Here is an 11279-nt window from a genome sequence, read left to right on the forward strand (position 1 = left end):
CATCCCGAAAATGAAAAACCGGCGTCTCGCGGCGCCGGTTTTGTTGTGTCAGCGAGCCGCTTTCGAAACCGCCGCCTTCAGGGTTTCCTCGTCGTAAGGCTTGCCCAGCATCACCGCCCCCGGAATATTGTCGGGCACGGATGTGTCGCCGGTCGCATAGACCACACCGATTTCCGGCAGCAGCTCACGCGCCCTGATCGCCAGTTCATGACCGTTCATGTCCGGCAGGCCGAGATCTGTCACGAGAAGATCTATGCCGCCGCGCTGTAATACCGTCAGTGCCTCGCAGGCCGTGCCGGCTTCGAGAACCTGATGACCAAGTTCGGCCAGCATCTCGGCAGTGTTGATGCGGATCAGCGCATCATCCTCCACCAGAAGAACCGTCAGCGGCAGCATCGAGGAAGCCGGTGCGGGATTTGTCGTCGTCGCCATTTTCGGCGCCGATGCCATCTGCTGCTGTTTCTGGTTGGCGATCAGGTGACGCAGCCGGCGAGCCAGCGCTTCACGCGTATACGGTTTGGAAAGAAGCTCGACGCCGGCATCAAGCTTGCCGCCGTGCACGATCGAGTTTTCCGTATAACCCGACGTGAACAGCACGACGAGATTGGGCAGGCGTTCCTTGGCGCGGCGCGCCATCTCCCGGCTCTTCAGCGGCCCCGGCATGACGACGTCGGTAAAGATCACATCGATCGGGATACCGCTTTCGACAACAGTCAGGCCGGCCTGCGCGTCACGCGCAGTGAGAACGCGGTAACCGAGATCGGCCAGCGTTTCGACCACGGTGGCGCGAACCTCGTCATCATCCTCGACCACGAGCACGGTTTCAGTACCGCCGACGATCGGGCCGTTCTGGACGACGATTTCCCGATCCTCATCGGCAACGGCGCGCGGCAGATAGACACGAACGGTCGTGCCATGGCCGACCTCGCTGTAGATCTTGACGTGGCCGCCCGACTGCTTGACGAAACCATAAACCATGGACAGGCCGAGACCTGTGCCCTTGCCTTCCGGCTTGGTCGAGAAGAACGGCTCGAAAACCTTCTCCATGATGTCGGCACTCATTCCGGAGCCGGTATCGGTGACGGCAATCATCACATACTGGCCGGGTTCGACCTCGACATGCGCCCGCGCATAATCCTGATCGAGCGACGCATTGCCGACTTCGATCGTCAGCTTGCCAGTGCCCTGCATCGCATCGCGTGCATTGATGGCGAGATTGAGAACCGCGTTTTCCACCTGCGTCGGATCGGCATAGGTGTTCCAGAGACCGCCGGCGGAAATCACTTCGACTTCGACGGATTCGCCGATCGAGCGGCGCAGCAGATCTTCCATGCCGTTGAGGAAACGGCCGACATTGATGACCTTTGGCTCCAGCGCCTGACGGCGCCCGAACGCGAGAAGCTGGCTGGCCAGCTTGGCACCGCGACTGACACCGGCCATGGCATTGGTGACGCGGCGTTCCGCGCGTTCGTTGCCGGCGACATCCTTGGCAAGAAGCTGGAGATTGCCCGCCACGACCTGCAGGAGGTTGTTGAAATCGTGCGCAACGCCACCGGTCAGCTGGCCGATGGTTTCCATTTTCTGGGCCTGTTGCAACGCCTTCTGCGAGACCATCAGCTCGTGCGTACGCTCTTCGATCTTGTGCTCGAGCGTGGCGTTGAGTGTCGCCAGCGCCTCTTCATTACGCTTGGAATGCTCGATATCGGTATTGGTGCCGATCCAGCGCAGGATGGCACCACTGGCATCGCGCACCGGCACGGCACGAACCACATGCCAGCGATAGGCTCCATCCTTGCGCAGAACCCGGTATTCGGTCTGCAGGATCTGGGCCGAAGCAAGCGCCGTCTGCCATGCGGCGAGCGCCGGCGGCAGGTCATCCGGATGCACGAACGGCCTGATGCTTTCCGTCAAAGAACCTTCGGGAACGCCGAGATATTCGTAAACACGATCATTGAACCATGTCGTCTGCCCGTCGGGATTGGCAATCCAGATATGGTTGAGGACGGATTGCGAAAGCGTGCGGAATTCGGCCTCGCTGGCGCGCAGCGCATTTTCTGCCAGCTTCTGCTCACTCCTGTCCGAAAACAGGATGGCGACATTGCCGGATTCCGGCCCATCGACCGGAAAAGCCTGCACGTCATAATATTTGCCAAGCGCTTCGGCGGCATTTTCAAATGCAACTTTTTCCTGCGTACGGGCAACCTGACCGTAGATATCGAACCAGCGCTGCTCATGATCGGGCGCGATCTCGCGCATACGGCGACCGACACTGTTGAGGATACCTGTCTGTTTCTCGAATGCCGAGTTGACCTCGAGAAAAAGGTAATCGACAGGATTGCCGTTTTCGTCCCAGATCATCTGAATGACGCAGAAACCGTCATCCAGTGTCTGAAACAGCGAGCGGTAGCGCTCGTCGAATTGTGCAGCAGAGCGCTCGGCCTGGCGCCGGGCGGTGATGTCGAACAGCATGCCCGGAAACCGGATCGCCTGACCGTGCTCATTCTCGATCAGACGACCGCGGGCGGCGACATCGCGGATAGATCCATCCGCATGATGCACCCGATACTCGCTGCGGAACGGTTCTCCGCTGGAAAGCGCATCTGCTATCTCGGTCGATACACGGGCCCGGTCAGCGGCATGGATGTTGAAAACAAACGATTCAAGCGGCAGGCCAGTTGCTGCGGCATGGGGATCGACCCCGAATGTTTCGGCAAAGCGCCGATCAGTGACCACCCGGTCGTTTTGCAGATCCCAATCCCAGGAACCGATGACGTCGGTATTGGCGAGTGTCAGTTCAAGCTGTTCCTGCATGGCCAGCCGATCGGCCGCCCGAAGCGTGATGACGGTCCCACCGTTGGGCGCTGGAACCGATGTCGCGATCAGGTGTACGACCCGGCCATCGAGCGCAATGAATGATCGCTCGGCATCACTGCGCAGATCGTCATATCGTTTTCCCAGCACATCCTCTTCCAGATAGCCGAGAAGACGCCGCGCGCCTTCGGACCAGCCGGTGACTATATTGTCGGAATCGATGAAGACGAGCGGCGGGGAATTCAGAGTATCCATGGACAGGAAAACTTGACACCAATATGTGGAAATAGCTCGGCGCTCATACCACCCGGTGATCACGCGTACAACTGCACTACCGATCACACCTCAGCAACGGTAAAGAAACGTCGTTAAACCTCCGGTCTCGAGGAGACCCTGCTCTCATACCGGATCGATACTTTTGGCGATGCGCTCAGCAACCGCGTGTGCCTGCACGCGAATATCGGGAACGGCAGTGATTTCCCAGAATTGCCCGGCCGTCAGGCCACCGACGGCGTAAAGACCCTGCTGCGCCCGCCCGCCGCCGTCGCATACCTGCGAAACATTATCGACGACGATACCGAGACCGAGCCGATCCGGCCGCAGCAAGCCACCTTCCTGCATCGAAAGCAGCAAGGGCGAGTGTTTGAGGCCCGCGCGTTCCATGCCGGTACAGTTGACGACGCGGTCGACGGCAAATTCCTTTATGTCCGACCCGCCGCGCTTCCTGAAGCGCAGAACGACACGCTTGTCATTCTGCTCCATGCTTTGCAGGTAACCGGCGTGAACGGCCACCGTGCCCGCGTTCAGAAGAGCCTCGAAGCGCTGGCGCACCGGCGGTGCCAGCCTGTGCCGATGCACATTCCACCAGGCCAGTGCATGCCGCAGGAAACGCGAACGCTGTTCCTCATTCAGGGATTGCCACAGCGATTGCGTCAGGGGCCGCAGACCGTCCATGACGACACGCCAGTCTGCCGCATCTCTGGCCTGTGCGCGCAGGGCATGGAGAAGCTTGCTGATTGCCCGCGTTTCGGGCAGTTGCGGTGGCGACGGTGTCAATCCGACAGTGGCGTGCGAATGCGGCACAAGGCCCCGGCGGGACAGGACCTGGATGCGGCCCTTATGCCCTCGTTCACGCAGTGCCAGCACCTGATCGATCATCGTCAGGCCCGAGCCGAGAATACAGATATCCTCCTCCGGCTCCACATGTGACAGCCAGTTGAGACGCCAGGGGTTTTCGACGATACGGTCGCCGGCGTCGTTCTGGTGCGAGACGGGCAGGTCGGCATTGCCGAGGCCAAGACAAAGAATGACCGCGCTAGCATCCAGACTGCTGCCGGTTGCCAGCTCGAAAGAATACCCCCCATCAACGACCCGCATGCATCGTGTTGCCTTGGCCCTGATAAAATCGAGCCGGACATCCTGTCGACGTTCACGCAGGAGCGCCGCAAAGCGGTCGCGCAGATAAAGCCCGTAATCACCGCGTGAGGCAAACGCGTTCGCTTCTGCCGGGCGGCCACGGTCGCCCAGCCATTGCCGGAAATCATCCGGAAGATCGCAAAATACACTCATGCGTGCGGCGGCGACATTCAGGCGGTGCAGATGGAATTCAGTGCGATAGGCCGTGCCGCGGCCGAAACCGGCATCGTCGCCAACCACGGCGATGGAGGTACCGGCCGGCATTTCCCTCAGAAGGTTGATCGTTACGGCGATGGCCGAAAAGCCGGATCCCACAACAACGACATCGTAAACCATCGGCTCTCCGTCATTTTCCGGTTGCTGATGGCCACCGGATCGGGACCATGCTTTCACACCATTCTTGCATGAAGCATAGAACGCGTGCCGGGCTGTTCAAGGTGAAAGATTTCGACAACAGCTTTCACCGAACCCGCAATCTCAATCGCCGTCTTCTTCGTGCGCCTTGCCCGGAACATCGGGATTGCCTTCCGCACGGTCGCGATGCAGCGCTGCACGGGCCAGCAACATCAGCGTCACCGGTGTCGTCACTGTCACGAAAATGCCGATGAGAATCTCATGCAACACAAAGCGCTGTGTCGACAGGGTAAAATAGATCATCGAGGCCAGCATGATGCCGCCGATACCCCAGCTCGTGCCGAGTGTCGGCGCATGGATGCGCTCATAAAAAGTCGGCAATCGCAAAAAGCCGATCGCGCCGATCAAGGTCAGCGAGGCCCCGACGATCAGAAAGAAGGCGACGGCAATCGCACCCCATAGGGGAATATCGACAACAAGACCCATTATTCGATCACCTCCCCGCGCATCAGGAATTTGGCAAGAGCGACAGTCGAAACGAAGCCGAGCATGCCGATGACGAGTGCCGCTTCGAAATAGACCACGCGGCCTGTACCGATGCCAAAGGTTACCAGCAGCAGCATGGCACTGACATAAAGCGTATCCAGCCCGATGATACGGTCCTGCGCACGCGGCCCACGAAACATCCTGAGCGAGGCAATGGCCATTGCTGCACCGATCATCAGCTGGGCAATCGATACGGCGGTGAAAATGATGATTGCACTCATGCGAATATCTCCATCAGGAGTTTTTCGTACCGGTTCTTGACCAGATCGATCCATTCATTCTTATCAAGCAGATCGAGGACATGCAGAAGAACCGTCCGGTCGTGCTGATCATATTCAAGCCATGCCGAACCCGGCGTGCTGGTGAGAATAATGGCGAGTACGGCAAGCGCCGTGCGATCCTCAATCTCCAATGGAATGGTCAGGAACCCCGGCCGGCGCCCTTTGCCTCTGCCGAAAAGCAAAACACCGGCAACGGCGATGTTGGACCGGATGATGTCGAAAAAGACGATGGCCACCAGCTTGGGTATGAGATGCCATTTGCGGATCTTTGGCTTGTCGGGCCTGAGCGATGCCATCGCCCATGACGCAAAGACGGCAACAAGTGTGCCCAGAATGAACTGTCCCGGCGTGAAACCGCTGAGCAGAAGCCACATCAGAATCAACGAGGCGGTGAGAAGAGGATAGGGCAGCATCAGTTCGCACCCTCCACCGACACCTTTGTCTGATCATCATAATCCGTGATCACGGTCGCGTTCCTGACCGCATCGATATAGATGGACGGATTGGCCAGCGTGCGAATGGTTGTGTCCATGTACTGCATCGCCGGTCCAGCCTGAACCGTCAGCACCAAAGTCAAACCTAGCAGGAACATGACCGGCACGATTTCGATGACAAGAACCCGTGGGACAGTGCCCTCGATCGAACTCCAGAAGGTGCGGATGCCGGCACGCGTCATCGCGATCAGCGATGCAACGCCGGAGAGGATGACCAACGCGACCAGCGTCCAGACAGCCGCCGTGGGCGGCACACCGATAGCGCCGGTGCCCATCATGGCCGAAAGCATGGCAAACTTGGCAACGAAGCCGGAAAGCGGAGGAAGACCCGCGAGAAGAATGCCGCAGGCGGCAAAGCAGGTGCCCAGAATGGCCATGGTGCCGGGCATGGTGACACCATCCCCCTCTTCTGGCTCATCCTCATCCGCATCGCCATAGGCTTCCATGGTGACCGCCAGAACGTTGGCTCCGGCATCCTGACCGCGCTCGACAAGCTCGATCAGCATAAAAAATGCGCCGATCGTCAAGGTGGAGCTGACGAGATAAAGAAGCGCACCGGATGATACAGCGCCATCATTGATGCCGAGAACCATCAGCAGCGTTCCCGAAGACACCAGCACGGAGAAACCGGCCAGACGCCCCAGCGCCTGTGAACCGAGCACACCGACCGTTCCGAAAATCAGCGTGGCGATGCCCCCGTAAAGCAGGACATTTGCGCCGAAACCGGCCGAAGGGCCGTCGCCGAACAGAAGCATGGTCAGTCGCAGGATGACGTAAATGCCGAGCTTGCTGAGAATGGCAAAAACACCGGCGACAGGCGCGGACGCCGCATTATAGGCAGTCGGCAGCCAGAAGCAGAGCGGCCACATGCCGGCCTTGATCAGGAAGGCGATACCGAGAACACCCGCGCCGGCCTCCATCAGCATGCGCCGGTCCGGCTCGATATTCGGAATGCGGGCAGCCAGATCCGCCATGTTGAGCGTGCCGGTCGTGCCGTAGATCAGGCTGACTCCGATCAGGAACAGCAGCGCCGCCGCCAGATTGACGGCGATATAGTGCATACCCGCCTTGACGCGCAAAGGCCCGGAACCATGCAGCAGCAAGCCATAGGATGCCGCCAGCATGACTTCGAAGAAAACAAAGAGATTGAACAGATCGCCGGTGAGAAACGCGCCATTCACGCCCATTAGCAGCAGCTGGAACATGGTGTGAAAATGCGCACCCACCGTGTGCCAGCGCGCCAACGAATAGACCAGCGCCGCAAGACCGAGCAACGACGTCAAAAGCAGCATGAGCGCCGACAGCGCATCAAGCACCAGGACGACACCGAATGGCGCCATCCAGTTGCCCAGCAGATAGACGCCTTCGAAATCGTTCGGGCCACTTTCTATGCGGAAGAGCACGAAAGAGATGACGACCAGCAGCAGCGCCGCTGCAAGGCTGACGAGCCCTTTCGCCATGCGGCTGCGTTCATCGATGAACAGCAGGATGGCGGCGGCGGCAAGCGGCAGAAGGACGGGTGCTATGATGAGATGATGTGCCCAGCCGTTCACTTGCGATCCCCCCTTCCGTCGACGTGGTCGGTGCCGGTCAGGCCGCGAGACGCCAGCAGCACGACGAGGAAAAGCGCGGTCGTGGCAAAACCGATGACGATGGCGGTCAGCACAAGTGCCTGCGGAACCGGATCGGCCAGCGCACCCGTCGCTACATCATCGGTCAGCAATGGCGGCACATTGGTCTTGACGCCACCGACACCGAAAATGAACAGGTTGACGGCGTAGGACAGCATTGAAAGCCCGACGATGACCTGATAGGTGCGCGGGCGCAAAAGCAGCCAGACACCACATGTGGTCATGACGCCGATGGCGATGGACAGGATGATTTCCATCAGGCCTCTCCTCCCTTGGCTTTTTCAGCGTCGTTGGCCCGCAAACGATTGATACGAACCGACTGGTGCGCCAGTGCCACGAGGATCAGCACCGTCGATCCGACAACCAGCAGGAACACACCGAGATCGAAGAACAATGCGGTGGCCGCCGGCATTTTCCCGATCAGCGGCAGTTCGATATAGCGCGAATGCGAGGTCAGGAACGGATAACCGAGGAACCAGGCGCCGATACCGGTCAGCATCGCCGTCAGAAGACCCGCCCCCATCCAGCGCAAGGGCAAAATACGGATGCGATCTTCCGCCCAGCGCGTGCCGCCTGCCAGATATTGCAGCAGAAACGCGATCGACAGCGTCAGGCCGGCCGAAAACCCGCCGCCCGGAAGATCATGCCCGCGCATGAAAATGTAGACTGCGAAAGTGATCAGGACCGGGAACATCCACTGCATGATGATGGAGGGGACCAGCAGATATTCACGCACCGTATCGCCGGCGGAACGCTCCGGGCGTTCCTCATCGAAACGGTTCTGGATAAGCTGCTGCTCCGGCATGCTCATGCTGTCGGCTGCCGGACGGAAACGACGCAGAAGCGAATAGACCGTAAGCGCCACGATGCCGAGGACGGCGATTTCGCCCAATGTATCGAAACCGCGGAAATCGACGAGAATGACATTGACGACATTGCGTCCGCCGCCCTCGCTATAGGCGTTTTCAAGGAAATAGGTGGCAATAGCGTCCGGAACCGGCATGGTCATGACGGCATAGGACACAAACGTCATGCCGATGCCGCAAACGATGGCAAGCGCCAGATCCCGGAAGCGCCGGAAGCGCGCACGTAATGTGACCGCGTCATCGACACCCTCGTTCCGTTTCGGCAGCCAGCGCAGACCGAGCAGGATAAGGACGGTCGTCACGATTTCCACCAGCAACTGGGTCACGGCGAGATCGGGAGCGGACAGCCAGACGAATGTGATGCAGACCGTGAGGCCGACGCCGCCCAGCATGACCAGCGCCGCCAGACGGTGGTACTTGGCCATGAAGGCCGTGCCGATCGCCAGGCAAATGCCGATCAGCCAGACGACCGCAAACATCGGATCGACACCTGAAAAAGCAAAGGGACGCGGTTCGAAACCGGACAGGGTGAGTGGCAGCATGCCGGCGAGAAAACCGGTAAACACCACCCAGCGCAATTGCGGCTGCAGTTTTCGCGTCCCAAGCCGCTGTTCGGCCAGACGCGCCCAGCGCCAAGAGACTTCGACAAGGATACGCTCGAAAATGCGCTGACCGCGCAGACGGCGGAAGACAGGCGGGCCATCCGCGCAGGATGCCAGATAGCGGCGAAGGATAAAATAGATCGCCGCACCGGCCACCAGCGCGACCATGCTCATCACCAGCGGCAGGTTAAAACCGTGCCAGATCGACAGGCTGTATTCCGGCGTATCCGCGCCCAGCACGCTGGTAACAGCCACATGCAGGAACGGCCCGATGGAGAAAGACGGTACGATGCCGACGATCAGGCAGATCACCACCAGAATTTCGATCGGGAAACGCATCCAGCGTGGCGGCTCATGCGGCGCGGGTCTTGGAAGATCGGCCGGCGGGCTGCCGAAAAATACGGTGTGAATGAAGCGTAGCGAATAGGCGACGCTGAAGGCACCGGCCAATGTCGCCACATAAGGCAGGATACGATCGAGAATGGAATCGGCATGCGTTTCCACCGCCTCGGCAAAAAACATCTCCTTGGAGAGAAAGCCGTTGAGCAGCGGCACGCCGGCCATCGCGGCGCTCGCCACCATGGCAAGCGTGCCGGTAATCGGCAGGAATGTATAAAGCCCGCTTAGCCGTCGCATATCGCGCGTGCCGGTCTCGTGATCGATGATACCGGCTGCCATGAACAACGACGCCTTGAACGTGGCGTGGTTGACCATATGGAAAATCGCCGCCACCGTTGCCAACGGGCTGCCGAGACTGAGAAGCGTCGTGATCAGCCCAAGATGGCTGATCGTCGAATAGGCAAGCAGACCTTTCAGGTCCTGCTGGAACATCGCAAAATAGGCGCCGAGCAGCAGCGTGATGATACCGGCCGCACCCAGAATGAAGAACCATTCGTAGGTCCCGGCCAGCGCCGGCCAAAAACGGGCGAGCAGAAACACACCCGCCTTCACCATCGTGGCCGAATGCAGGAAGGCTGAAACCGGCGTGGGTGCCGCCATCGCATTGGGCAACCAGAAATGGAAGGGAAACTGCGCGCTCTTGGTCAATGCGCCCAGCAGGAAGAAGATCAGCGCCATCAGGTAGAGTGGGTGATTGCGGATGATATCGCCCGATGCCAGGATCTTGTCGAGATCGTAGCTGCCGACGATATTGCCGAGCAGAAGCACGCCGATCAACAGGCAGAAGCCGCCGATGCCGGTAATCGTCAGCGCCATACGGGCACCGTCGCGGGCCGCTGCACTGTTGTGCCAATAGCTGATGAGCAGGAACGAGAAGATACTCGTCAGTTCCCAGAAAACCGAGAGCAGGATGACATTGCCGGAGATGACGATGCCCAGCATCGCGCCCATGAATGCGAGCAGAAAGGAGAAGAACCGCGGTACCGGGTCATCCTCGGACATGTAATAACGGGCATAAACGACGACGAGAAAGCCGATGCCGCTGATCAGGACACAGAACAGCCAGGCAAAACCATCCATCCGCAAGGCAAAGTCGAGACCGAATTGCGGAAGCCATTGCAACTTGGCGCGAAGGATCTCACCTCTAGCAATCGTCGGATAGGCGGCGGCCGATGCGCCAAAACAACCGAGTGCCACAACCCCGGAAATCAGCGAGGGCAGGCTGCGCGAGGAGCTCTTCAGCAGCGCAGCAGACAGCAGGCTTCCGACAAAGGGCAAGACCAGCAGAAGGGCAAGAATGGTTGGCCCTGTCGTTATCCCAATGTCCTGTTTCCTTTTCGGCTCCGGCAGAGATCTGTCCAGCAGAGTATTGCAAAAGCAACACTGGTCGGCGAATCAAAAATGCCATATATGAAAGATATTGACCAATATGGGCAGCTTTAAACGATGGGTCAAGGCGACTACTGCAAGATATTGACCCCCGCTCTGTGTCGGGCCGCTCGGGGTTATCTCGACTGGACGCAGATGGATCTCGCCGAGCGCTCAGGCGTGTCTCGCAGCACGATCCGGGACTACGAAGGCGACCGTCACGACGTACACCGCGCAACGGAAGCGCAACTGCGTCTGGCATTCGAGACCGCCGGTATCGCGTTTGTCCGCATGGAAGGCGATCAATTTGGCGTCTGTCCGAAAGCGGTGAACTGACGACGGCAGAAGAAAGCTGCGCCATTTTCCAAGCGTCGTTTGGCGGAGGGCAGACCACCTGTTTTGAGCGCACGCGTTGCTTTGATGCGCTTGTATTTTGGCTATTTGTTTTTTGGGAGATTTTATTGGTTGCGGGGGCAGGATTTGAACCTGCGGCCTTCAGGTTATGAGCCTG

The 11279-nt window shown here is 59.3% G+C and carries 9 protein-coding genes; 1 reads left to right on the plus strand and 8 read right to left on the minus strand.

What is annotated here, in order from left to right; all coding sequences use genetic code 11:
• Nucleotides 1-48: 48 nt before the first annotated feature.
• The 8 genes from AAIH70_RS20515 to AAIH70_RS20550 form a co-directional block, all read right to left on the minus strand.
• Complete coding sequence (locus tag AAIH70_RS20515; protein ID WP_132277564.1) at nucleotides 49-3066, minus strand: hybrid sensor histidine kinase/response regulator; 3018 nt, start codon at nucleotides 3064-3066, stop codon at nucleotides 49-51.
• A 144-nt stretch (nucleotides 3067-3210) separates the two neighbouring features.
• Nucleotides 3211-4563 (minus strand): FAD/NAD(P)-binding protein, encoded by a 1353-nt coding sequence (locus tag AAIH70_RS20520; RefSeq protein ID WP_132277566.1) that lies wholly within the window; start codon nucleotides 4561-4563, stop codon nucleotides 3211-3213.
• 141 nt (nucleotides 4564-4704) lie between these two features.
• Nucleotides 4705-5067 (minus strand): monovalent cation/H(+) antiporter subunit G, encoded by a 363-nt coding sequence (mnhG, locus tag AAIH70_RS20525; protein ID WP_132277568.1) that lies wholly within the window; start codon nucleotides 5065-5067, stop codon nucleotides 4705-4707.
• Entirely contained in the window at nucleotides 5067-5348 is a 282-nt protein-coding gene (locus tag AAIH70_RS20530) for a K+/H+ antiporter subunit F (RefSeq protein ID WP_132277570.1), read from the minus strand. The genes mnhG and AAIH70_RS20530 overlap by 1 nt, the downstream gene beginning before the upstream one ends.
• Entirely contained in the window at nucleotides 5345-5821 is a 477-nt protein-coding gene (locus tag AAIH70_RS20535; protein ID WP_132277572.1) for a Na+/H+ antiporter subunit E, read from the minus strand. The genes AAIH70_RS20530 and AAIH70_RS20535 overlap by 4 nt, the downstream gene beginning before the upstream one ends.
• Complete coding sequence (locus AAIH70_RS20540) at nucleotides 5821-7455, minus strand: monovalent cation/H+ antiporter subunit D (protein ID WP_132277574.1); 1635 nt, start codon at nucleotides 7453-7455, stop codon at nucleotides 5821-5823. Before AAIH70_RS20540 ends, AAIH70_RS20535 begins: the two co-directional genes overlap by 1 nt.
• Entirely contained in the window at nucleotides 7452-7790 is a 339-nt protein-coding gene (locus AAIH70_RS20545; RefSeq protein ID WP_132277576.1) for a Na+/H+ antiporter subunit C, read from the minus strand. Before AAIH70_RS20545 ends, AAIH70_RS20540 begins: the two co-directional genes overlap by 4 nt.
• A complete protein-coding gene (locus tag AAIH70_RS20550) occupies nucleotides 7790-10645 on the minus strand; it encodes a monovalent cation/H+ antiporter subunit A (protein WP_430035273.1) in 2856 nt (951 codons plus the stop codon). Before AAIH70_RS20550 ends, AAIH70_RS20545 begins: the two co-directional genes overlap by 1 nt.
• A gap of 201 nt (nucleotides 10646-10846) precedes the next feature.
• Between AAIH70_RS20550 and AAIH70_RS20555 the strand changes: the two genes are divergently transcribed.
• Nucleotides 10847-11104, plus strand: a complete 258-nt coding sequence (locus AAIH70_RS20555; RefSeq protein WP_132277580.1) for a helix-turn-helix domain-containing protein — start codon at nucleotides 10847-10849, stop codon at nucleotides 11102-11104.
• Nucleotides 11105-11279: the final 175 nt, after the last annotated feature.

This window comes from Neorhizobium sp. BT27B, assembly GCF_050455485.1.
GTDB lineage: Bacteria > Pseudomonadota > Alphaproteobacteria > Rhizobiales > Rhizobiaceae > Neorhizobium.

Excerpts from the sequence above, each read along its gene's own strand:
- AAIH70_RS20515 (WP_132277564.1), bottom strand. The coding sequence starts at position 3,066 with ATGGATACTCTGAATTCCCCGCCGCTCGTCTTCATCGATTCCGACAAT.
- AAIH70_RS20520 (WP_132277566.1), bottom strand. The coding sequence starts at position 4,563 with ATGGTTTACGATGTCGTTGTTGTGGGATCCGGCTTTTCGGCCATCGCC.
- mnhG (WP_132277568.1), bottom strand. The coding sequence starts at position 5,067 with ATGGGTCTTGTTGTCGATATTCCCCTATGGGGTGCGATTGCCGTCGCC.
- AAIH70_RS20530 (WP_132277570.1), bottom strand. The coding sequence starts at position 5,348 with ATGAGTGCAATCATCATTTTCACCGCCGTATCGATTGCCCAGCTGATG.
- AAIH70_RS20535 (WP_132277572.1), bottom strand. The coding sequence starts at position 5,821 with ATGCTGCCCTATCCTCTTCTCACCGCCTCGTTGATTCTGATGTGGCTT.
- AAIH70_RS20545 (WP_132277576.1), bottom strand. The coding sequence starts at position 7,790 with ATGGAAATCATCCTGTCCATCGCCATCGGCGTCATGACCACATGTGGT.
- AAIH70_RS20555 (WP_132277580.1), top strand. The coding sequence starts at position 10,847 with ATGGGTCAAGGCGACTACTGCAAGATATTGACCCCCGCTCTGTGTCGG.